23 protein-coding genes are annotated in these 23,037 nt (G+C 52.0%); 5 read left to right on the forward strand and 18 right to left on the reverse strand.

The window, feature by feature from the left end; genetic code table 11:
* Positions 1-105: 105 nt before the first annotated feature.
* Positions 106-315, reverse strand: a complete 210-nt coding sequence (cspE, locus tag GKC68_RS16185; protein ID WP_006118399.1) for a transcription antiterminator/RNA stability regulator CspE — start codon at positions 313-315, stop codon at positions 106-108.
* 150 nt (positions 316-465) lie between these two features.
* Positions 466-1,038, reverse strand: coding sequence for a lipid IV(A) palmitoyltransferase PagP (gene pagP / locus GKC68_RS16190; RefSeq protein ID WP_047714608.1), 573 nt, complete (start codon positions 1,036-1,038; stop codon positions 466-468).
* 994 nt (positions 1,039-2,032) lie between these two features.
* Here pagP and GKC68_RS16195 point away from each other — a divergent pair.
* Positions 2,033-2,278, forward strand: a complete 246-nt coding sequence (locus tag GKC68_RS16195) for a hypothetical protein (protein ID WP_028723876.1) — start codon at positions 2,033-2,035, stop codon at positions 2,276-2,278.
* 50 nt (positions 2,279-2,328) lie between these two features.
* On the opposite strand, the gene gntT is transcribed toward GKC68_RS16195, so the two are convergent.
* Positions 2,329-3,645 carry a gluconate transporter gene (gene gntT, locus GKC68_RS16200; RefSeq protein WP_014593160.1) on the reverse strand — a complete coding sequence of 439 codons (1,317 nt, stop codon included), beginning with the start codon at positions 3,643-3,645 and terminating at the stop codon, positions 2,329-2,331.
* 286 nt (positions 3,646-3,931) lie between these two features.
* Here gntT and GKC68_RS16205 point away from each other — a divergent pair, with 286 nt between their 5' ends.
* Positions 3,932-5,083, forward strand: a complete 1,152-nt coding sequence (locus GKC68_RS16205) for an iron-containing alcohol dehydrogenase (protein WP_342656904.1) — start codon at positions 3,932-3,934, stop codon at positions 5,081-5,083.
* Between the two features lie 19 nt (positions 5,084-5,102).
* Here GKC68_RS16205 and GKC68_RS16210 read toward each other — a convergent pair whose 3' ends face one another.
* The 4 genes from GKC68_RS16210 to GKC68_RS16225 all read right to left on the reverse strand — a co-directional run bounded on the left by GKC68_RS16210 (position 5,103) and on the right by GKC68_RS16225 (position 9,526).
* Positions 5,103-5,954, reverse strand: a complete 852-nt coding sequence (locus GKC68_RS16210; RefSeq protein WP_221611151.1) for a Cof-type HAD-IIB family hydrolase — start codon at positions 5,952-5,954, stop codon at positions 5,103-5,105.
* Between the two features lie 103 nt (positions 5,955-6,057).
* Entirely contained in the window at positions 6,058-6,492 is a 435-nt protein-coding gene (locus GKC68_RS16215) for an RcnB family protein (RefSeq protein WP_028723879.1), read from the reverse strand.
* Positions 6,493-6,984: 492 nt separating this feature from the next.
* Positions 6,985-8,079, reverse strand: coding sequence for an ABC transporter substrate-binding protein (locus GKC68_RS16220; protein ID WP_221611152.1), 1,095 nt, complete (start codon positions 8,077-8,079; stop codon positions 6,985-6,987).
* 160 nt (positions 8,080-8,239) lie between these two features.
* On the reverse strand, positions 8,240-9,526 hold the full coding sequence (locus GKC68_RS16225) for an HAAAP family serine/threonine permease (protein WP_089527706.1): 1,287 nt from the start codon (positions 9,524-9,526) through the stop codon (positions 8,240-8,242).
* A gap of 403 nt (positions 9,527-9,929) precedes the next feature.
* Between GKC68_RS16225 and GKC68_RS16230 the strand changes: the two genes are divergently transcribed.
* Positions 9,930-11,123: a zinc-dependent alcohol dehydrogenase gene (locus GKC68_RS16230; protein WP_047714586.1), complete on the forward strand. Its 1,194-nt coding sequence runs from the start codon at positions 9,930-9,932 to the stop codon at positions 11,121-11,123.
* 32 nt (positions 11,124-11,155) lie between these two features.
* Here the strand turns inward: GKC68_RS16230 and GKC68_RS16235 are convergent, their stop codons facing one another.
* Both GKC68_RS16235 and GKC68_RS16240 read right to left on the reverse strand, forming a co-directional pair.
* On the reverse strand, positions 11,156-12,421 hold the full coding sequence (locus GKC68_RS16235) for a phosphatase PAP2 family protein (RefSeq protein ID WP_247101746.1): 1,266 nt from the start codon (positions 12,419-12,421) through the stop codon (positions 11,156-11,158).
* Between the two features lie 82 nt (positions 12,422-12,503).
* Positions 12,504-12,713, reverse strand: coding sequence for a hypothetical protein (locus GKC68_RS16240; RefSeq protein ID WP_342656330.1), 210 nt, complete (start codon positions 12,711-12,713; stop codon positions 12,504-12,506).
* A 116-nt stretch (positions 12,714-12,829) separates the two neighbouring features.
* On the opposite strand from GKC68_RS16240, the gene GKC68_RS16245 reads away from it, so the two are divergent.
* Positions 12,830-14,023 carry an AI-2E family transporter gene (locus tag GKC68_RS16245; RefSeq protein WP_047714584.1) on the forward strand — a complete coding sequence of 398 codons (1,194 nt, stop codon included), beginning with the start codon at positions 12,830-12,832 and terminating at the stop codon, positions 14,021-14,023.
* Between the two features lie 46 nt (positions 14,024-14,069).
* On the opposite strand, the gene GKC68_RS16250 is transcribed toward GKC68_RS16245, so the two are convergent.
* The 3 genes from GKC68_RS16250 to GKC68_RS16260 form a co-directional block, all read right to left on the reverse strand.
* Entirely contained in the window at positions 14,070-14,387 is a 318-nt protein-coding gene (locus tag GKC68_RS16250) for a hypothetical protein (RefSeq protein WP_028723885.1), read from the reverse strand.
* A gap of 139 nt (positions 14,388-14,526) precedes the next feature.
* Positions 14,527-14,964 (reverse strand): DUF4186 domain-containing protein, encoded by a 438-nt coding sequence (locus GKC68_RS16255; protein WP_089527710.1) that lies wholly within the window; start codon positions 14,962-14,964, stop codon positions 14,527-14,529.
* Positions 14,965-14,982: 18 nt separating this feature from the next.
* Complete coding sequence (locus tag GKC68_RS16260) at positions 14,983-15,252, reverse strand: cupin domain-containing protein (protein WP_014606329.1); 270 nt, start codon at positions 15,250-15,252, stop codon at positions 14,983-14,985.
* Between the two features lie 179 nt (positions 15,253-15,431).
* On the opposite strand from GKC68_RS16260, the gene GKC68_RS16265 reads away from it, so the two are divergent.
* On the forward strand, positions 15,432-16,325 hold the full coding sequence (locus tag GKC68_RS16265) for a lipid kinase (protein ID WP_047714582.1): 894 nt from the start codon (positions 15,432-15,434) through the stop codon (positions 16,323-16,325).
* On the opposite strand, the gene GKC68_RS16270 is transcribed toward GKC68_RS16265, so the two are convergent.
* The 6 genes from GKC68_RS16270 to GKC68_RS16295 all read right to left on the reverse strand — a co-directional run bounded on the left by GKC68_RS16270 (position 16,322) and on the right by GKC68_RS16295 (position 22,884).
* Positions 16,322-17,047, reverse strand: coding sequence for a YoaK family protein (locus tag GKC68_RS16270; RefSeq protein WP_028723888.1), 726 nt, complete (start codon positions 17,045-17,047; stop codon positions 16,322-16,324). The genes GKC68_RS16265 and GKC68_RS16270 overlap by 4 nt on opposite strands.
* A 156-nt stretch (positions 17,048-17,203) precedes the next feature.
* Positions 17,204-18,376, reverse strand: a complete 1,173-nt coding sequence (locus tag GKC68_RS16275; RefSeq protein ID WP_342656331.1) for a MalY/PatB family protein — start codon at positions 18,374-18,376, stop codon at positions 17,204-17,206.
* A gap of 2 nt (positions 18,377-18,378) precedes the next feature.
* Complete coding sequence (nhaC, locus tag GKC68_RS16280) at positions 18,379-19,827, reverse strand: Na+/H+ antiporter NhaC (RefSeq protein ID WP_342656332.1); 1,449 nt, start codon at positions 19,825-19,827, stop codon at positions 18,379-18,381.
* A gap of 125 nt (positions 19,828-19,952) precedes the next feature.
* Complete coding sequence (locus tag GKC68_RS16285) at positions 19,953-20,966, reverse strand: substrate-binding domain-containing protein (protein WP_206114385.1); 1,014 nt, start codon at positions 20,964-20,966, stop codon at positions 19,953-19,955.
* Positions 20,967-21,091: 125 nt separating this feature from the next.
* Positions 21,092-22,054: a sugar-binding transcriptional regulator gene (locus GKC68_RS16290; RefSeq protein WP_028723892.1), complete on the reverse strand. Its 963-nt coding sequence runs from the start codon at positions 22,052-22,054 to the stop codon at positions 21,092-21,094.
* Between the two features lie 35 nt (positions 22,055-22,089).
* The gene (locus tag GKC68_RS16295) at positions 22,090-22,884 is read right to left on the reverse strand and encodes a triose-phosphate isomerase (protein WP_028723893.1); all 795 of its coding nucleotides are present in this window, start codon (positions 22,882-22,884) and stop codon (positions 22,090-22,092) included.
* Between the last annotated feature and the right edge of the window lie 153 nt (positions 22,885-23,037).

The raw sequence follows: 23,037 nt of genomic DNA on the forward strand, positions 1-23,037 counted from the left end.
TGCAATTGCGCCTTAAAGCCGTTTCATCCTTTAGCCAGAAATGTGGCGGGTACCGGCATAAAAAAACCCGCCATAAGGCGGGTTTTTAGAATTCTGACTGTTAACTTACAGACTGATAACGTTAGCAGCAGATGGGCCTTTTGCGCCGTCAGTGATTTCAAACTCTACACGCTGACCTTCAGCCAGAGTTTTGAAGCCATTGCTCTGGATCGCAGAGAAGTGTACGAATACATCTTTGCTGCCATCTTCAGGAGTAATGAAACCGAATCCTTTAGATTCATTAAACCACTTAACGTTACCTTTAATCTTAGACATCTATATTACCTTTACATGAAAAATGGACACTAAACTGTGTCGCCATCTAGTACAGCAATTGCTGAGGGTTTTGTCCAGCCTGATTTGATGAAAAAGTGATAAATATCGCTATTATTTACCCTTTGGTTACTTTTTCACTGGCTCCAAAGCTTAAAACTGCCAGCGAAGCCAGGCAAAATATACGTTACCGTTGTTGTAAGTGCCTGGAATATAAGTCATTTGAAAGTTAAACGAGCCATAACCTATTGACGCCAACGGTAATATGGCCGGAACGGGAACGTATCCCCAGTTATGCCGTGCCGTTACCCCTGCGGTATAGCCCAGACCATAGTGAAAATTTTGATCCTGCAAAGGTCGCCAGGTGGCCTCCCAGCCGTAACCGCCAAACGGTTCCCACTTGTTGAAAGAATCTTTGAACGCCATCAGGTAAAGGCCGTGCCAGTTCCCTTTCTCGTCGTAACGCGAAACGCCACCACCGGCGCCCCAGGGGCGTTCGTTATATCTGTGAATATGCTCTTCATCATACGTCCAGCGGTTATGCCACGTGATGGCGGGCACATAAACATCAATTGCATCAGGCTGTTGCCAGGTTTGCTGTACGTTGCCGGTAAACGTATTCCAGCCTGATTTAATCTCTTGTGAGAGCATAGCGGCCTGGAGGGAAAAAGAAAAAAACAGCGCCAGTAATGGAGCTGATAACGTTGTTAAAAGGTACCTGTTCACTTCGGTATTACCTGTCTCTTGTTGATTGAACGCAGTATCCATGCTGAAAATCAGCAACGGGAAAACCCGCCTGCCCCGAAATTTAAAAAATGCTCAGCATATTCAGCATGTAATTATCATTGACGTAAAAAAGCACGAGCAATTTTAGCGCAAAAAAGATGAACCAAGGCCAAACAGCAAGAACTTTCAACATTTCCACTAAGTTCTGTTGTTCTCACAATCAAACTCAACGCTTATGCAACATCACGTCGCATCTCATACAGGCGCCGTACGGGGCAAGTAGCGACAAACAGAGTCTTTTGCCGTCAGACCCGCTCAGGTAAACCACATAAAGAATGATTAAGAGTTAGGGCAATGCCAGTCCAAATGCGCTCGCTTATCCAGGTAGCAGGTAGCAGGTAGCAGGTAGCAGGTAGCAGGTAGCAGGTAGCAGGTAGCAGGTAGCAGGTAGCAGGTAGCAGGTAGCAGGTAGCAGGTAGCAGGTAGCAGGTAGCAGGTAGCAGGTAGCAGGTAGCAGGTAGCAGGTAGCAGGTAGCAGGTAGCAGGTAGCAGGTAGCAGGTAGCAGGTAGCAGGATGAAGACCTTACCGGCTTGCGGTGTCAAGAGCAACGCTCACTGGTTGGGCTGCGGGCACCCGTTGAGATGCCCGTCGAATCAGAAAATCAGTTTGAATACCCCTGTCAGGGTCAACAGTCCCACGACAAAAATAATGGCGATAATCCACAAAATTATTTTCATTTCATCTCCCTTACCATTAAAAAACATTCCCTTAACAGTATAGGCGAAATTCAGCGATGTGCTTTTTGCTGGTTGCGTTCTCAACTATGAAAGCAACATTCAGCTTTAATTGTCATTTTATGTGAGAAGCATCGCATAGCAGCCTTTTTGTCGCCCGTGTCGCTTCGTTTTGAGAATCTTCCCTGGCTAAAATTTAGGCGGACAGGACAGCTCGACGGTTTTGACACGAAAAATGCAAAGCAGGGAGAGAGACCTTATGAGTAGCATTAATACCAGCATGGGCCGCTACAGCCTCAAGGCAAAAGACAGCGGTAAACAAATCAAAGGTTTTTTCGCTATTAATGATGAAGGCGGCACGCAACTTACCCGACAGGAATTTGCGGAGCATTACCTTGATGATGTGGTGAATAACGTGATTTATCCGGTTACCGGAGGCAACCGGGAGATCGCCCGCGCACTGCGAGAACAAATGGTAAAAGCGGGCTTTGAAGCGTCAGATTAACAGCAGGGGCCGCCATGTTTGCGCGGCCCTTTTGTCACGAGCAGGCGCCCTTACACCACGTAAGAAAGTAGCAAGCATCCCACTAAACCACACACCGAAATAATCGTCTCCAGTGCTGACCAGGAACGGATGGTTTCGCCTATCGTCAGGTTGAAATACTCTTTAAACAGCCAGAATCCTGGATCGTTAACGTGTGAAAAAATCACACTGCCCGACCCCACGGCTATCACCATTAACTCAGGACTGGCACCGCTGGTTACAATCAACGGCGCGACAATGCCTCCGGCGGTAATCGCCGCCACGGTTGCCGAGCCAAGCGCGATACGCAGCACAGCAGCAATAGACCAGGCCATAAACAACGGCGACAAATTGGTGGCATGCATCATGTTGGCAATGTATTTATCCACGCCGCTGTCCACCAGAACCTGCTTAAAGGCCCCGCCGCCGCCGATAATCAGCAGCATCATGGCAATAATTTTGATGGAATCGCTTAACGTGTCCATCACCTGTTCCATGCTGCGCCCGCGGTTCAGACCAAAAGTGAAGATCGCAATCAGCACGGCAATGAGCGTCGCCATAACAGGATCGCCAAAGAACTCGGCATACGGCAACAGCGCGTGCCCCTTGGGCAGCACCATCTCGGCTACCGCACGCAGTGCCATCAGGATGACCGGAACGAGCGATGTCCAGACGCTGACGCCAAAGCCTGGCATTTCGGCTTCACTAAAGGTTTTAGGGTTGTAGAGCCCTTCAGGGATAGGCTTATCAATGCCTTTAAGGAAACGCGCGTAAACCGGTCCCGCCAGGATAACGGTCGGAATGCCCAGTAAGGTACCAAAAAGCAGGGTTTTCCCCATATCGGCGTTAAACAACGTCGCTATTGCCGTGGGGCCTGGATGAGGCGGTAAAAACCCATGGGTGACAGACAGGGCCGCCGCCATAGGCACGCCAACAAACAACAGCGGTACCCGAGCAGAAGCCGCAACGCTAAACACCAGCGGCAGCATCAGCACAAAGCCCACTTCATAGAACAAGGCAAAACCGACGATAAAACCGGTCAGCACCAGCGCCCACTGGATGTGCCTTGTGCCAAATTTATCGATCAACGTGGTGGCGATACGTTGTGCACCACCACAGTCGGCCAGTAATTTACCGAGCATGGCACCAAATCCCATGATCAGCGCCAGTCCGCCCAGCGTCCCGCCGACGCCGTTTTTAATCGAAAGAATGACTTTGTTGACCGGCATCCCCTGCATGATCCCTACCGCCAGGGCGACCAAAATCAGTGCGATAAAGCCGTTGAGTTTAAAGCGAATCATCAGCAGTAACAGTAATGCCACGCCAATCGCCACATAGAGTAATGGCATAATTTTTCTCCACCTGATGCTCTGAATAATTTCAGTGCCGCTTTGTTATCGTCGTCCCGGAGAACGCGCAAAATTGGGGCGCTGTCATGGTCATAACATTTTGACAACCCCTGTTACCGATAACATGTTAAGGGTAACATCCGTGTTAAAGCATCACTCCACGTCGTTGAATTTGCGTTTTGCGAAGACGATCAACTTTTGCTCCCCTCGCTATAAGAAAGTTTCCCGGGGCCGATCGCGCGCTTTTCGTTACACTCAGATTTTAGCGAAGCAATAAAAGGATGCGCTGGTGAGTGACAATCTGAGTGAGCTGTACAGCAATCAACAAACCCTTTTGGGCCAGGGCAGCCTTAACAAACTGATTCCCCTGTTGGCCGCCCAACCCCAGGCTACCCTGCTCTTTTGCGGTCGTTCCTTCCTACAGGGCGAGGCCTATGCCCGAATTAAAACCACGCTGAACGATCACATTGTGGGTTATGAAATTGTGAGCAACGAAGCCTCGCCTGCCGATATTGATGGCTGGGTGGCACGCTGGCGCGGCCATGTCGATCGGGTTATCGCCGTAGGAGGCGGCAGCGTTCTGGATGCCGCCAAGGCCTTCAGCGCCATGATTCAGCACCCGCTTCCCACCGCCCGCTACCTGGAAAAAGTTGGAGACACGGCAGTCAGCGCCGTGACCCTGCCGCTCATCGCGATTCCCACCACGGCGGGCACCGGCAGTGAGGTCACGCAGAACGCCGTCGTGACTGACCAGCGGGATATCCAGATAAAAGCATCGTTGCGCCATCCGGTGTTCGTGCCACAGGTCGCGATTCTCGATCCCGACTTGCTTAAGGGCGCCCCCGATAAGGTGCTGGCCACCTGTGGAATCGACGCGTTTACCCATTTATTTGAAGCCTATCTTTCCAGCAAGGGCAACCTCTTTACGCGCCAGTTAGCCCTTACCGGACTGCGTCAGTTTATTCAGGGCTGGCCTCGGCAAAACCAGCAAGACGAAACCGGCGATCGCGCCCGAGAGGCGATGATGATGGCGTCCTGGCTGGGCGGTGTCAGCCTGAGCAGCGCGGGGCTGGGCGTCATTCACGGCATCGCCGGAGAGCTGGGCGCGATTAAACCCTTTCATCATGGTGAAGTGTGCGGCAGGCTGCTGTTCACGTTTCTGGATCATCTTGCAGACAGCCAGCATGCGCGCCAGCGTCAGCTCATGGATGACATGCATGCGCAGCTTTTTGACGAGGAGACCGATTCACCCGCGCGCTATCTCAAAGCCTGGCTACAACGCTCAGCCATTATGACGTTCTGGCAGGAGGGGCCAACGTTAAGCCCGTCGGATATAGACTGGATCCTGGCCCGGGCCAACAGTAAAAACAGCCTCGTCAACTACAGCAAAGATGAGATGCGCGACATGATAACACGCGCCTGGCCGGTCAGCGCGTAAGCGTCGTGCGGGCGGTGTTTTAGCCCGCACATTCCCCCTGTTCCGCCCCGCTGAAGGGCGTTTCACCTGCAAGCATGTGCTCAATCACCTGTAGCACACCTTCATTATTATTCGCGGGTGCCAGGAAGCGCGCGGCGTCTTTAACCCGCTGCGGGGCATTGCTCATCGCGAAACTGAAACCCGACTGCTGCAGCATCTCGAGATCGTTGCCCCCATCGCCAAAGGCCAGTACCCGATCGTGAGAAATGCCCCAGCGCTGCGCCAGCAGGTTCAGGCCGTTAGCTTTATGCTGACCAGGAACGATTAAGTCTACCGAACCGTGCCCGCTTGACGTCGCCGCTGCCGAACCTGCGTGCAGGCGCTGAATATCCGCCATTAAAGGCTCGACATACGCGTCTGACAGATTAAGGGCAAACTTCAGTATCCTGTCGTCGGCAACCTCATCAAGAGAACGAATGGGCCTGAGCCGGTGGCAATAATGCCGCATCTTGACCAGCCACGTCTCATCCATCCCTTCGAAGTAGTAGGCGCTCTCACGTCCGCAAAGCAGATAGCGCAGATCAGGATAGTGGCCATTGTCAAGCGTATCGAGTACCGCATCGATGTCATTACGGCTAAAAGCACCGCAGAACAGTTCTTCATCACGATCGATAATTAACGCGCCATTTTCAGCGACAAACGCAATCTCACTGGCGATCTCAGGGAAAAATGAGCGGAGTTGATGGTATTGATTGCCGCTGGCCACGACAAATTTGATATGTCGCTGAGTGAGCTGGTGGTAACAGGCGAGGAAACGCGCGCGGTTGTACTGCTTTTTGTCATCCAGAAAGGTGCCATCCATATCAACAGCAACCATCTTAACCGTGGTCATCAGAACTCCTTAGCCGGTAAACGTTCAGGATTAACTGTCAGAATAGCCTGGTAACGGGCGTTCGGTGCATAAAAAAGGGATGGCATCGGCCATCCCTGTGTCGCTATTGAAACGCGTTATTCAGGATCAGCGAGGTAATAATGCCGGTGGCGGCGGCAATCAAAACATAGTTACCGTCGATATCGGCCCAGTGCTGCCCCGGCGGCGGTTCTCTCAGACCACGCTCACGCCAGTCATCAACCCGGTAATCTTCACCACAGTACTCTCGCGGTACAGGGCCACCCCGGCGAAATTCATGACCGCGCCAGGCAAAGCGATCGTGATGATAATCGCGCCGCACATCCGGTGGTGGCGGACCAGGCCGGTGGCCAGGAGGTCCATCACGATCCAGGCCTGGCGGGCCATCGCCGTCGGGACCGCGCCCAGGATGATGCCACGGCCCCTCTGGGCCGCCTGGCCCCTGTGCCAGCCCAGGGCTGCTGTACATCGTGCTGTATGCTAAAAGGGCGATAATCAAACCTGATTTTATTTTTTTCATGGTACTGCCTCCAGTGGTAACGGCGACTCAGCGCCGTTGCCATTACTATTGTCGCAACCGGAAGAAATAAGAATGACCAAAACTCTTAAAAGTCAGCGTGCTAAACAGGCGCGGACGGCTTCGCTCTCTCGTCAGGCACGCTTCATCAGGCGTGAAACACCGATACCGTGCGGAAAATCGTTTGGAAACTCAAACCTGGCGAGGCATAAAAATAAAACCCCGATCCTGAGATCGGGAAGTTATCGTCAAAGCCAGTAAACTGGGAAATGTCCCTTAAGAGAAAAAGGGAGAAGCAAAGCAGACAAGACCACATCCCAAGTGTCGGGATGAAATACTAAACTCTGGTTAATGACAGTTGGATGAAAAACGGCCCGGATATATTTTACATGCCGGTTTGATCTCATAAGAAACACACCGCCGCACATCGCAAACCTGAAAACGGGTGTTCGGTGCTATCCGTTCAGGCGCGCTGTGCGCCTGAGCGGATGACCATCAGGGGTAACTCAGCAGCACTGGCGCATCCGGTAATTTTGTAAACCTGCGGATGATTTGATGGTAATCCGCCACCGGATCGAGCTGGCTAAACTGCTTTGGATACAAGTCTTTTGCCAGAATCTCCATCCCGATAATGTTGTAAGGATGGTTGTAGAAGTGGTGATAGATCCCGTAGGTGCGCCCCTGTTTTACCGGCTCAATCTGCGCTAATCCTGTACGCTTCAACAACGTCGTAAAGGTTGCCGCCACCGCTTTCCTGTCCGCTCCGTAACCAAACGGCAGCACATTACTGTTGGAACGTTTTGACCCCGTCATGATGTATACGTCCGGCTTCATGGCAATGATTTTCTCAAGGGAAACGAAACCTGCGTTACCCGGCAGCAAAGTCGATCCGATATTTTTGCCGCCGACCGCTTCCACCAGTCCACCCCAGCCGCTGTGGCTGTGAGTAAAACAGCAACTGTCACTGTTGCCGGCTATCGGTTCGATAAAGACGGTGGGTTTAGTTTTAACCTGGTCAATGCCCTTCTGCAGATTCTGCCAGTGCTGCTGATAAAAATCGGTGTAGGCCTTCGCCTCGGCTTCGCGGTTCAGCACTTTACCCAGCAGCGTAATACCCGGTACGGTGTTTTCTTTAGGATGCAGTTCATAGTCAACAAACACGACCGGGATATTCAGGCTTCTGAGCGTGGTCAGCACTCCCGACTGCATCAGCGCAGGTTTGGCACGCAACTGCGCAATCATGATATCCGGTTTCTTTGCCAATACGCTTTCGAGGTTCACCTGCCCCTGATCGTTGAAGCCCATATCCACTATCTTCTCAGCCTGCGGCCAGGTTTTCTTCAGCAGCGCCCAGGTTTGCGTATCCTGTTTCTTTGGCAGGTTATTCCATGCCACCACCCGTTTAAAAGGGTTATCCCGATCCAGCAGCGCCAGCGTCATGATGTCTCGCCCGTCCTGGAGAATGACGTGCTGAGGTTCTTTCTGCAGCGTAATCGTCTGTCCATCCACATCCGTAACGGTCAGAGGATAGGTGGCGGCCGAGCAGACCGTTGAGGCCAGCAACGTGGCTGCAAAAATACCGAATTTCATGTTTATTAACCCTGTTGAGAAATAAGAATTATTCTCGTTAACTTTACCATGCTAATTCGTAACAAATATAAACCTTTGTTTAATGAATACGTCTGAACGCTGTCTCAGGTGAGCGCCATCCCGGCATAAGGACCGGGCGGCGCCTCGATATCGACGAGGTTTACGCCTTAAGCAGCGAATAAAAAATGGCCGAAATGGCGATCAGACCGGCGAGCAGCACGAACAGATTACTGAGTTTTCCACTGTATTGACGCATGGCGGGCACCCGCTGGATAGCGTACATCGGCATCAAAAACAGAATCACGGCAATGATCGGGCCGCCCAGCGTTTCAATCATATTGAGGATATTGGGATCGAGCGTTGCCACCAGCCAGGTTGTCAGCAGCATGAACACGGCCGTCAGACGATTCAGCCTGTCAGGGGCCATCGCTTTGCCCCGGCTACGGAGCGCTTTATTCACCATGCCGTTGAACCCTTCACGTGCGCCCAGATAGTGGCCGAGGAATGACTTGGTGATCGCCACCACGGCTATCAACGGCCCAACCCAGGCGATAAGCGGCGCATTAAAATGGTTGGCAAGGTAGGACAAGATCGAAATGTTTTGCGCTTTAGCGGACTGTAAGTCTTGTGGCGAGAGGCTGAGTACGCAGCTGAAGACAAAGAACATCACGGTAAGCACCATCAAAAGGTGCGCGCAGGCCAGAATCCGGGAGCATTTTCGCTCGGCCTGCTCGCCGTACTCCTGCCGTTTCGCCAGGGCGAACGAGGAGATGATCGGCGAGTGATTAAACGAGAATACCATGACCGGCAGGGCAAGCCACAGCGTCATCCACAGGTTGCGCCCGCTGCCCACATTGAGGGTTTCCAGTGCGGCCCCGTGCCAGTAAGGAATCAGACAACACGCCATCAGCATCAACACGGCGACAAAGGGATAAACCAGGACGCTCATTGCCTTAACAATCATGCTTTTGCCAAAGCGCACCACCGTCATCATGCCAATAATCAATATCAACGACAGCAGCACACGCGGCGGCGGCACCAGGCCCAGCTGGTTCACCATCAGGCTTTCAACCGTATTAGTAATGGCTACGCTGTACATCAGCAAAATAGGGTAAATGGCAAAAAAATAGAGCAGCGTAATCAGTTTTCCCGCTCCTGCGCCAAAATGCTCTTCAACCACGTCGGTGATATCCCCTGCCGGATTGCTGCCTGAGAGGACAAAACGCGTTAAGGCCCGATGGGCAAAGAAGGTCAAGGGAAACGCCAGCACCGCCATAACGATCAAGGGTAACAGTCCCCCCATTCCCGCATTGATCGGCAGAAACAACACGCCCGCACCGATGGCGGTGCCATATAACCCCAGCATCCAGACGGTATCCGTTTTTCGCCAGCCTGTTTCATCATTGACGTGAGGTGTTTCCAGCGTGCGGGTTTGCGAGGTTTTCATCAGCTCTTCCAGAGTATGCATCAGCCTGAATTAAGGCTTGCAGCGGGTAAAGGGTGGGCGTTTTTCGCCATCAACGCATGAGTGCAACCTGCCAGATTCAGCCCGCCCCGTCAGGACGAAATCGATTGCGCCCCATTTTTTACACCATCTGACGGCAAACATTCAAGTTAAGCGTCAGATCGTGCGTCTTTCCGGAAAAAACAGGGGAAAACGTGTGATGACGGCGTTACGGCCTAACCCGTCCGGCATGGGTTTACGGATACCGCTCTGCTTACCCATTTTTTCCTCACTACACTTTAAACACCCTTAACGTTTTGGACAGGACAGTGCGCTCAACCGCGCTGTTGATGCAGTCGCCGCCCGATCGGCGGTTGCCGTCCAGTGATTTACAGGAGTCGACTCTATGAAAGCGTTAACCTATCACGGCCCTCATAAAGTCAGCGTTGATAACGTTGCCGATCCCGGACTGGAAGCCGCCGATGATATTATCCTGCGCGTCACGGCCACGGCGATCTGTGGCTCTGACCTGCATCTTTATCGAGGGAAAATTCCCGGCACCGATCATGGCGATATTTTCGGCCACGAGTTTATGGGTGAAGTGGTGGAAGCCGGCCGTGCGGTAACGGCTGTGGCAAAAGGCGACCGCGTGGTGATCCCGTTTGTTATCGCCTGCGGTGACTGCTTTTTTTGTCATCTGCATCAGTATGCCGCGTGCGAAAACACCAACAGCGGCAAAGGCGCGGCGCTAAACCGTAAAAGCATTACGCCGCCGGCGGCCCTGTTTGGCTACAGCAAACTCTATGGCGGAGTGCCAGGTGGTCAGGCAGAATACGTGCGCGTGCCTAAGGCCAACGCTGGCCCTTTTAAAGTGCCGAACACCCTTTCGGACGAAAAAGTTCTGTTCCTGTCCGACATTTTACCTACGGCCTGGCAGGCGGTGAAAAATGCGGAGATTAAGCAGGGTTCGAGCGTCGCTATTTTTGGCGCAGGTCCTGTGGGCCTGCTCAGTGCCGCCTGTGCCCGACTGGAAGGTGCAGAGCAGATCTTCATGATCGATCACAACGACTACCGGCTGAATTTTGCCAGAGAGCGCTACGGCGTCATTCCCATCAACTTTGATAACAACGACGATCCCGCGGCCTGGATTATTGAGCACAGCGCGGGACACCGCGGTGTGGACGCCGTGATTGACGCGGTGGGTTTTGAAGCCAAAGGCAGCATGACCGAAACAGTGCTAACCAACCTGAAGCTGGAAGGCAGCAGTGGCAAGGCGTTACGTCAATGTATCGCTGCGGTTCGCCGTGGCGGCATTGTCAGCGTGCCTGGCGTGTATGCGGGATTTATTCATGGCTTCCTGTTTGGCGATGCGTTTGACAAGGGCCTGACCTTTAAAATGGGCCAGACGCATGTGCATGCTTACCTGCCCGATCTGTTGAATCTGATTGAAAAAGGGCATTTAACACCGGAAGAAATCGTGACGCATCATATGCCGCTGGAAGATGCCGCTCGCGGTTATGAGATTTTTGAAAAGCGTGAAGAAGCGTGCCGCAAGGTTATTCTGGTGCCTGGCATGATGCCAACCCAGGCCACGCTGTAAAAACAGGAGCGGGAGATTCCCGCCCCTGTTTTTTATCTGTGGGATTTGGCCTGTGCGTAAGCGGCGTCCAGATCCAGCCGCTGCCAGAATGCCTGATCGGCGCCAGGTCCACCCAGTGGATAACCAGCGGATAAGGCACTTTTCACCATCAGTTCGCGGCGCTGTTGTGCAGACAGCTGTGGTAAGGCCGTTTCCAGCAGCACCTCGGCCCCGTCCGGTACCTGCAGTTTGGCCGTGTTCCCGGCGACTTTGGGCAGGTTATAGCTCATCGTAAAGCGATAAAACGGCTTCATGCTGCCATTGCCGTAAGGATCGTCGCTACCGGCAGGTTTGGCACACGCCGTCAGGGTTGTTCCACACTCTTTTTCCAGCGCGCTCCGCAGTTGTTGACGGGCATCGTTGAATAACGTCCGATAAGCGGCATCGTTCAGATAATGGGCAACGTTGTATTGCGCCACCATACGCGAGCCCATCACGTCGAGCGGATAGTGCACGCCCAGAATCAGCCGAGAATAGCCGTAACGTGCGCCGCGTTGCAGTAAGGCTTCAAACCGCTCCGGCACCATCTCGGCCAGCAGCAGCGCATCGGTATAGCCCGTGTTGGTGTGCCCGCTGGGGAACGAACCGCCATCGGCCGTGTAGGGATGATTGTCTTTGATCACCGTATCATCCGGCACCAGATGAATCGTATTCCCTTTGTGCAGGAAAGGACGCGGATAGTTAAAATGTTTTTTTGCTTCACCGGTACTGACTTCACTGGCTTTGATCAGGGCTGCCGCCTTATTGATTTCGCCTTTGTCATAGGCGGCCAGGAAGGCTTTACCTAAACGCGGCCCAAGGGCATCGGCGAGAAAATAGAGATAGCTGATCCCCTCTGCGTCCGCCAGCGCCTGATGGCGCTCGCCCTGAGTGGCATTGAGGTTAATTGATGTCACCGTGGCACGATTGGCGTCCAGTACCGCTTTCGGCAGCGTGCTGAACCCTGATAACAAGGCAATACCTGCCTTTTGCAACGCTTTGCTCTGGAAATCATAACCACTGGCTTTCAGCCACGGGTAGTCAGCGAGTTTATCACTCTGCTTCGCCTGCTTGAGCTGGTCACGGCTGAGCGCAGGCGCGCCATGTTGTATCGCCGCCCGCTCTGCCCCCAGCGCCTGTAATTCAAGTGCGTTAAACGCCGGGCTGGACGATCCCTGCGAGGTGTTGTTTGCCAGCATGCCGGCTTCGGACAACGAGATTGCCTGTGCCTGCTGCGCTACCAGCAGTACCGCCGCAATCAGGGTGAATTTCATTTTCATTATTATTCCTTTGATGTCGGATAATCTCTGACCTTGCCGGTTGTCACGCTAGCATTGCCCCATGACATTTTTATTTCAGCTGTTATGCCAGCGGTTTACCCCGAAAGCGCGTTGCGCGCTGAATAAACCACCGCGAACGGGCAGCAAAAACGGCTGAACCCGCTACGCTAATGTAGGATTGACCGGCGTTATTAACAGATAACAGGTCTTGCCCAATGGCGATGTTAAGACTACGCCCTGCCCCCTCTTTACGACGTTGTGAGGGCGTTAGCGCACGAATGCCGTCTGACATTGATTAAAAAACAGAATTGATCGTTGATTACCGTTGCCACATTCATACACTCTCGGGTTGCGAATGGCCGCATCGGCGTGCGTGCTTATTAAGGGATGTTTACATGAGGTTATCCAATGCGCTTTAAAGGACTTACTGTCGGGTTTTTCCTTCTGATTTTAGCAATGGCCACCATTGCCTTTTTTGAAGTATTAGCGCCCTACTTTTCGGCCATTTTGTGGGCTGCGGTGCTGGCCGTCATCTTCCATCCGCTCAAAAGGTATCTGCGCGGCAAACTGGGCGATCGTAACGGTCTTGCCTCACTGCTGACGCTGGTTTGCATCTGCCTGATCGTTTTCACCCCGTTAGCGATCATCGCCTCATCCATGGTGGTGGAGGTGAACACGGTTTATCACAAGCTGCAAACCAACTCCGCCCAGTTTCCGGTGGTCTTCGCCGATTTGTTACAACACCTACCGAACTGGGCCAAACACTATCTGGCTGAAAATAATCTGGACAATGCCACGCAGATCCAGCAGAAGCTGTCGGCATTTGCCCTTAAAGGCGGTCAGTATCTGGCAGGCAGCGCCTTTATCATCGGTAAAGGTACGTTCAGTTTTACCGTTGGCTTTGGCATCATGCTTTACCTGCTGTTCTTCCTGCTGAAAGATGGTTCCTATCTGGTGCATCTCATTCTGGAAGCGCTTCCGCTGTCTACCTACGTTAAACACCATCTGTTTATGAAGTTTGCCGCGGTGTCACGCGCAACGGTGAAAGGCACGGTCGTCGTTGGCGTCGTGCAGGGGATTCTGGGCGGGCTGGCTTTCTGGTTTACCGGCATCGATGGCAGCCTGCTTTGGGGCGCATTGATGGGCTTCCTGTCACTGGTTCCTGCAGTGGGTTCCGCTATTATCTGGGTTCCGGCGACCATTTTCTTCTTTGCCACCGGTGCGCTGTGGAAAGGGTTGTTCCTCGTTGGCTTCTTTGTCGTGGTTGTCGGCCTGGTTGATAACATTCTGCGCCCGCTACTGGTGGGCAAAGACACCAAAATGCCTGACTACCTGATTCTGATTACGACGTTGGGTGGGATGGAAATCTATGGCATTAACGGCTTCGTGATTGGCCCGGTGATCGCCGCGCTGTTCATTGCCTGCTGGAATCTGCTGTCCGGGCGCGATAACCGTGAAAACATCGAAGAGATCGATGAAGAGTTTATTGAAGAAGGAAAAAAACAGTCTGATACCGCACAACAGGATGCGGCAGAAGCAGAGGCCGCAAAGGCAGAGGCCTTAGAGGCGAAAACGGTTCCGGCCGAGCCTTCTCGAAAATAAGCCAAAAAAAACCCACCAGCGGTGGGTTTTTTCACACTAAAGCGGCTTAGTTAGTCGCTTTATTTTTCAGATCTTCAGCACCCTGCTTGGTTTTATCCCAGCCCTTCTCGGCGCCTTCTTTAGTTTTGTGCCAGCCTTTCTGCGTGCTTTCAGAAATTTTGCTGGAGGTCGAGTTGCTCTTGCCTTCTGCGGCATGCTCAGACTTCAGCTTCAGCTCTTCGCCTTTATGCTCGGTCTGATGCAGTTTTTCTTTAGCGGTATCTGCGCCTTTATGCGCTTCAGCGACAGTTTCATCCGTTGTGGTAGCAGCGAAAACTGGCGAGGCCAGTAAAACAGCAGACAGTGCAATAATTGCTTTCTTCATCGTAATTCCCTCTTGTGTGAAATTTGTCGTCTTGCGTGATTATCCTGGCACAGGAGACCAAAGAACGATTTAAGAATAGACCTGAAATGAAATATGGCGAACCTGACTGGTTAAAAGTCCATCAGCCGGATAATCTTTTCTACCACAGGTCAAGTTGCCCGCTGTCTGGTGCAGAGGTCTGAGTCGCGGTGCGGCCCTTGCGCTCACGGGGCGCAGGCGCGGGTTGCGTCATCGCCTGATGGATCCAGTGCATAATCACCGCGACCACATAAGCCTGATCTTTATCATCCAGCACCTGATGCTGAGCAATCCCATGCCATTTCGCCAGACAGCCACGACAGCAGGTCGCGGTGGCGTGCTGCGCGATGAAAACCGGATGGCCGCGCATCGGCGTTTGTTTACCGTCATTAGGCGGAGCGCTGGCAGCCAGCCGCTGCTGAATAAAGGTGGCCGCATGGGCTGCCACATCGGCCTCTCCCTTCGTCAGACAGTAGTCATATTCCGACCGCCCCAGACGGAAACGCTGACGAAAAGGCGATTGGGCTAAGCGCTGAAACAGCGCGTCAAAGGTGTTCATCACTGGCACATCACCGGATTAACTTTTCCTGCCCGACAGATAGCGAACGCCTCTGTCGCCAAACGTTTCGCGGTGTGGCTGCCCTGCATGAAGATGAAAAATATCGCCTTCGCGATAGGTGGTCGCCTGATTTTCGGTGTACAAAGTAATATCGCCACTCAGGATCAGAGCCATCGCCTCAAAGGGATGTTCATGATGATCCAGCTCGCTGTTTGCGCCCCGCTCCACAATCACCGGCTCTGCAAACCCTTTTTCTGCCAGAAGGGTTCGAAATTGCTGTTCTGTCATTTGTGCTCCCGTGAGTCGTGCCATTTTCTGGCAGTGTAGACAATCCTGGCGCAGTTTGTCAGGGCCATCCCTCGTCCAGGGCTTACGTAAAGTAGCGCAAGCAAGGTTGTGAGAGATACTCCCGCATGTGTACTTTCTGGTTACTTCATCACTAACATTTCATTAAAAATGGACGAAGCATGCAGCAAAGGGTAAAGACGGCATTACTTTTAATCAACCAGCACTCACGTAAAGGTCGCATTGATGCCGCGCGCGCCACGCAGCTGCTGCTGCAATCCGGTTTGATTCTGCTAGAACCCGCCTACGACGACAGCCGTCCTTACGCTGAGCTCATTACCGCGTATGCCAGCCAGGTGGATCTGGTGATTGTCGGCGGGGGCGACGGCACGTTAAATGCGGCAGCGGCGGGCCTGATGCAGACCGGCTTACCCTTAGGCATTTTGCCGCTTGGCACCGCCAACGATTTTGCCCGTACGCTCGGAATTCCGCCTCAGCTGGAGCAGGCTGTCAGCATCATTTGCCAGGGACACGTACGCTTTGTGGATTTGGGTGAGGTAAATGGTCATTTGTTCCTGAACGTATCCAGCATCGGTTTTTCGGCGGAGCTGGCGCGTAACCTTACGGCTCAGGCCAAAAAACGCTGGGGCGTGCTGGGTTATGCCTTTGCAGCACTGCGCATCTTGCGACAAAGTCGCCCCTTTAGTGCGACGTTACATCATGAGGGAGAGGCTATTGCGATCAAAACCGTACAGGTTTCGGTCGGTAACGGACGTTTTTACGGCGGTGGCATGACCGTAGAGCAAAGTGCGGCCCCGGACGATGGGCTGCTGGACGTCTACAGCCTGGAGCTGAAAAGAAGCTGGCAGTTGTTGGCGCTGTTTCCTTATTTGCGGCGCGGCACCCACGGCCGCTGGCGTAACGTTCGCACCTTCAGCACCACGGCACTCACGCTGCATACGCGCCGCCCGCACTACATTAACGCCGACGGCGAAATTATTGGGCAAACGCCTGCGCAGTTTTGCCTGATTAATGATGCGCTCAAGGTGCTGGCCCCTGAAAAGCGCCACACTTAACGGGCAACACCAGCAGGCTGAGTTTTTAGCATGGCGACCAGCGCCATGCCCATCAGCCCCAGCCCGATAAGCACCAGAAAATAGTAGTTCAGCAAATGCCACAGCCAGATACCGGCCACGCCGCCCACCAGAAAAGCAAGAATCGTGTAGGTATGCAGTCGCAGGCGCTCCAGATAGAGCGGCGCATCTTTGGGCGATTCTTTTCGCCGGAGGACATCAAACAGCATGGCCAGTTCGATGCCAATGTCTGTGGACGTGCCGGACACGTGGGTCGTTCTGACGCGCGCGTTAGAAATACGCGTGACCACCGCATTCTGCAGCCCCATTAAAAAGCTCAGGCTCAGGATCAGCACCACACCGGATGCAGCAATGGGATAGCGGGCTTCAATCACGCCCAGCGCCACCAGCGCAATACCTTCTATAAAGATATTCACCGCATAAATAGTGCGAATTTTGCGTCGACGCCCGGCATTAATAATTAATGTGGAAAAAAGCGCGCCCACAATAAACATGCAGACGATAAACAGGAAAAACAGACCGTTGTGAAACTTTGCCTTGGCCAGAAAATCGGACAGCGAAGAGACGTTACCGGTCATATTGGCGGAAAAGAATCCTACAATCTCAAACGCGGCGGTATTTAAGGCGCCCGCCACGGCGGCAAGGGTACAGGCAAGACGGCTATCAGCGATATGCGTCCGTTCTGTTTCTGTGCTGATAAGCATAAGGTCCACTCTGCAAGACAACCCACTCAGGTTGGCCGATTTTACGCCAGCCGCCTGTTGTCGTGAAGAAACGCCGGAATAATTTTTAAAGCGGTCAGAGTGAGGCCTGCAACGTAGAGGCCAGCGGATTACGATGATCGCTGGCCCGTCAGTCAGTCAAAGCCGAATTCTCTTTAATCCTTCCAGGGCCAGCCGCAGATAATCTCGCGGACAGGCCAGATTTAGCCGAATGAATCCTTTACCTTGCGGCCCAAATTGATAACCCATGGAGGGGGTAATGTCTGCGGTATGCATGATGACTGCTTTGAGTTGCTGATCGTTCAGTCCGGCTTTATTGCAGTCAATCCATAGAAGATAGGTTGCTTCTGCAGGTATAACGCGTGCCCAGGGCACATGCTCTGCAACCTGTTCGGTAAACCATTGACGATTTACTGTAATATAATCAAGCAATTGATCGAGCCAGCCTGCACCTGACTGCCAGGCCACCGTTGAAGCGGATAATGACAGGACATTAAAAACATCAAGACCGTGGGCATTAAGACGTTCAGCAAACCTGTCACGTATCTGCGCATCGGGAATAACAAAGTTTGAGACCCGTAACGATGAAAGGCCAAACGTTTTACTTGAAGAGGTGGCAGAGATAACGCTGTTATGCCAGCTCGGGTCCAGATGTAAAACGGACGTAAATTGGTGTCCCGGTAACACCAGATCTGCCCAGATTTCATCTGATAATACGATGACGTTGTAAGCTTCACACAGCGTCAGTAACTGGCATAACTCTGCTTTGCGCCAGCAGCGTCCTGTGGGGTTGTGCGGATTACACAGAATCATTAAAGGTGGCCGATATTTTTTAAACAGCGACTCAAGGTTCTCGAAATCCATGAGATATTCTGATTCGCTCGTCTCTGTTAACGGGCTATTCAACAATTGACGATGATTCAGGCTGATAATTTTTTCGAACGAACCATAATAGGGGCCCTGAACCACGACTCCGTCCTTTTCATTGCTGAGCAGCTGCACCAGTAGAGATAAACCCGGTATCACGCCTTCCGTCGTGCATATCCATTCCTGTTTCAGGTAGAGATGGTGTCGGGTAGCATACCAGGTGAGCATCGCGTCAAAGTAAGTCTGACCCCGGTCGCTGTAACCAAACACGCCATGCTGGCAACGTTGCATCAGCGCATCAATAACCTGCGGCGGCGCGGCAAAATCCATATCAGAAACCCACATAGGCAGTAACTGTTCAGCGCCTTGCCCAAGATGTTTCGCATCAAAATCCCACTTTACTGAATCCGTATTTCGTCGGTTAATTATCTGGTCAAATGGCATAGCTACTCTCCCTTTTCTGCAGCAGGACGACGCGTAGCTGGCGCTGGCAGCCTGGCAATGCCTATTCCGGTAACGCCATAGAACAGCGCGAAAAAGAGAGCGGAGTAACACTGAACAGCCCACGGCAGGAGATCAAGCGTGCTGACGCCTAACGTCGTCGCCATGTAAACACCGGCCGATGTCCAGGGCAGTAGCGGCTCAATGACGGTGCCAGCATCCTCAATGGTTCTGGACAGGTTTTTCGTATCCAGTGACATTTTACGGTAAGCATCTTTGAACAGTTCAGCGGGTACCAGGAGTGCCAGCTTGCCGTCACTTGTGGCGCCGGTAACCAAAATGGTGGTCGCAATGGTGGCAGCAATCAAATGGCCAACGGTGTGAATCACAGTCAGCAAGCGCGTGATGATGACGGTTAACGCTCCCGTTAAAGTCAGCGTCCCCGCAAAAGAGAAGGCACAAAAAACCAGAAGGATAGTCGGCATCATTGACAACATACCGCCGCGCTCAAGTAATCGAGGAACGTCAACCGCGATGGCATGATGTTCAGTTGAAAACATGTTCATCGCAAAACCGTCAATGAAGGCATCCAGTCCCTGTTTAATACTGACCCCCTGAAATATCAGACCAAGTAGCACGGCCAGCAAACAGGCACTCAGCATCAATGGAATCACTGGCATCTTGCGGATGGCTCCCCATAAAACCACTATTGGAGGGATGACTAACAACAGGTTGAAATGATAATAACGTTCCAATGTATTAATGATCTCTGCCACGCGCTGCGGAGTCGCAATATCACCGGTGACGCCACTGTGCCCAGCGATGAGATAAACAACGGCCGCCAGAACAAAAGCTGGAACAGTCGTCCACAGCAGATGTTGAATATGCTCAAATAAGGTCGTTTCCGCCACAATGGCAGCAAAATTAGTTGAATCAGATAAGGGTGAGATTTTATCGCCAAAATACGCGCCTGAAACCACAGCGCCAGCGGCAGCGCCTAATGACACATCCAGACCAGCCGCAACCCCCATAAGCGCTACGCCCACTGTTCCGGCAGAGCCCCATGAGGTCCCGGTGCAAACTGACACCAGGCTTGTCAGAAAAAATGCGGCAATAAGGATATATTGCGGGCTGATAAGTTTCAGGCCCCAATAGACCATATAGGGAATTGTCCCGCTAAACATCCAGGTACCAATTAATCCACCTACACATATCAAAATCAGAATAACCGGCATCGCCTTAGCCAGCTTATCAACCACAGAATTAATAATCTCTTCCCATCCATAGCCTTGCCATCGGGCTATAGCAGCAGCAATTGCAGCTGAAAAAAGAAGTAAAGGTTCGATCCTTAATTCCATGACGCCATAACCGATAATGAGTAATGCGAGCATTGATATTATCGGAATGAGAGCCAGTCCAAAGGTAAGCGTTTTCCTGGGTTGAGTGACGTTCATATTAATGCTCCGGTTAACAAAGGAGACTTAAGATTAAAGCGGTAAAGTCGACGTCACCGGGACAGCAGCGAGGGCTCTATGTAAGCGCTTACATGAGAGGTATAATTTCGACACGAATCACATATTTACGCTTGATTCACGGGTACTTCACAAACAGACTGGCGGCACACCAGCCTGGCGGAAAAAGCATTATTAGCAGGTTTGACCGTAAGCTGCTGGCAGTAACGAATAGCCAGCAACGCCGCACGACGCGCCATCGATTCAACTGGATAATGCATTGTTGTCAGCGCGGGATATAGGTATCGGGCAAGCGCTACATCGTCAAAACCCATCACCGACATCTGGCGCGGCAGCGATATACCTTCCTGATGCAATATACGTAAAATACCGGCAGCCATCACATCGTTAAAAGTAAATACTGCAGAGAAAGGGACCTGGCTGTTCAGTAATTGATACCCAGCCTGCTCCCCACCTCTTTCTGTAAAAGGCGCGCTAATAATCCACTCTTTTTCAGGGGTGATGCCTTGCCTGTTCATGGCGTCAATATAACCATTTAGCCTTTCCTGGCGATCCGCAATAGGAATATCACTGGTCACGCATGCGATAATGCGATGCCCCTTGTCGAGAAGATATTGAGTCGCAGTCAATGCAGCCTGATAATTTTCAAACCAGACACAGCGATGTGAAAACTCAGCAATATAGCGATTAAGCACAATGAGTGCGGGAAAATGCGCGCTGTAACGAATCAATTCTGCGTCGCTTAGCTGACTGGCATGCACCACCATCGCCTCACAACCCTGATTGATTAAAAAGTCCAGACCGGTTTTTTCTTTTTGAGCATCGTGGCCGCCGCTGCAAACCAATAATTTGTAATCATGCTTGCGCGCAACGGCCTCAACACCTTTAGCAAGATGCGCAAAAAAAGGATCTGCCAAATTTCCAGTTAATAGCCCCAGCATATTGCCACTGCGTCGGGCCAGGGCAAGCGCTGCGGCATTGCGACGGTAGTTAAGTTCACGCATTGCTTTTTCCACACGTTCACGCGTAGCAGGTTCGACCCAGGCCGTCTGGTTGATAACCCTGGATACCGTGGCGGTGGACACACCGGCCAGCCGGGCAACATCATTAATTGTTGGCATTGCGCCCCTCAAATGTTGTCCTAAAACTCTCCATGCTGAAACCGATGACGCTTTCCGTTAAAGCAGCGCTGTCTGTATCTCAAGGCAGGGAAAGGAAATTCCTCTACCTGCAAGCTGGCAGTCAACTATACCGTTTTTAGCATGTTAATTACCGATCGGGCATTGGATGCGCTGGTCGCCAGCACATCAATAACACCGGTACGTAATGCCCCCAGGATTGCGGTTGCTTTGGTACTCTCTGAGGCGATAGCGATGACACAGGGAATAGCACGCAACTGTTCGAGACTCAGACCAATTACCCGATCATTCATTACCGTATCAACCGGTTTTCCCTGGATATTAAAGAAACTGTAACCCGCCAGATCGCCCACTACACCTTGCTGCTGGCGCGCACTGGCAATTTCCTGCGGAGAAAACCAGCCCAGTTGCACCATAAAACTGTTTTCATTCATGTCACCCAAACCAATTAAGGCCACATCCGCTTTGCTTGCCTGCTCCAGTGTGGCCTTAATCAAGCGGTTCTGCATAAAAGCCGTTCGCAACGCAGGGTTTTCCACATAGGCTGGCGCATAAAGGGTTTCACTGAAGCCGTTGAATTTTCGCGCCAGGTTTCGGCTGATATGGTCAGCGTCGATAAGTTGATTGTCACGCTTGGTGCCGCCTATGCCACAAATAAAACGGCAATGGCGTTCAGGAAAGATACCCACATGATTCGCCACGGCAGCGACATTCCGGCCTTGCCCAACAGTCACTGTCATGTCATTTTTCAGCACACCTGCCAGGTAGTTACTCACCAGCGCCGCAACCTGCTGCCGCTGCTCATCTTCGTCATGATGATCCAGAGCAACCAACGCGCGTTTTACAGCAAAATGTGAGATAAGCTGCTGTTCTATTTGAGAACTGAATACAGGATGGTACTTTACATTTATTTCAACAATTCCTTCCAGGCGGGCTTTTTTAAGTAAGCGGCCCACTTTTACTCTGGAGATGCCAAACTTCCGGGCGATCTCTTCCTGTGTCAGTTCCTGATCGTAATAGGCAATCGCTATTTCGGTCAGCATTGCATAGTCTGAGTCTTGTTCAGTCATCACGGGCTATATCCATTTCTTATTGGACTGTAATATTACTTTGAGTTCACGATAAATTCCTCTGCAACGCGCTTAACAATGCCGCAATATCCACTCGCCTCCCAGGCCGCCCGACCAATGAAAAGCCCCTCTATTTCTGGCTGCTGCAATAACGCCACCGCGTTGTCCAGATTAACACTGCCACCGTATAACAGGGGAATACGTTGCCCGACCTCATGGCCAAAAGACTCACACAATGTCAGTCGCAATAACTCATGAATTTCGCCTGCCTGCTGCGGACTTGCCGGTGTGCCATGCTCACCTATCGCCCATACTGGCTCATAGGCTATCAACGTTTGCAGCGCCTGCTCTGGTGTCAGATTGTGCAGCGCAATTTTCATCTGGCGTACAACCGTTTCGCGTGAAACCTGCCAGCGCTTTTCATCTGCAGAATCGCCAATACAAATAAGCGGCCGCAGTCCATGTTGTATGGCGCGCTGGACCTTTAGATTAATGGCCCCATCCGTTTCATTAAACGCAGCGCGGCGTTCAGAATGCCCCAGTTCAACCAGGGAAGCCCCCGCCTCAGTCAACATCGCTGCAGAAATCTCACCCGTCCATGCGCCATCTTCTGCTTCATGCATGTTCTGCGCGCCGGTCAGACAAGGCAACCGATGCTGATGCATAAAATCACTCACCGCCTGCAGCGTGGTATAGGGCGGAATAACAAACGACTGTATCGCAGGATGTGTGACCAACGGGAGCTGCGCCGCAAGCGTTTCACACCACGATATAGCTTGCGATAACGACTTGTTCATTTTCCAACTGGTTCCTAACCAAACAGGGTTCATCTGTGTTCTCCATCAGTTTGCGAGTGAAATTTAGCTTTTTGCAATACTGTTCTTTTTCTCATTAACTGATCATATGCTAGATCACAAAATTTGATCAAATTAACTCAAACCCGTCTAAATGTGATGTAAATCACCAATAATTGTTTTCTCATC

Origin of the sequence: Pantoea sp. RSPAM1, assembly GCF_038816185.1 — a bacterium.
Taxonomy (GTDB): domain Bacteria; phylum Pseudomonadota; class Gammaproteobacteria; order Enterobacterales; family Enterobacteriaceae; genus Pantoea; species Pantoea ananatis.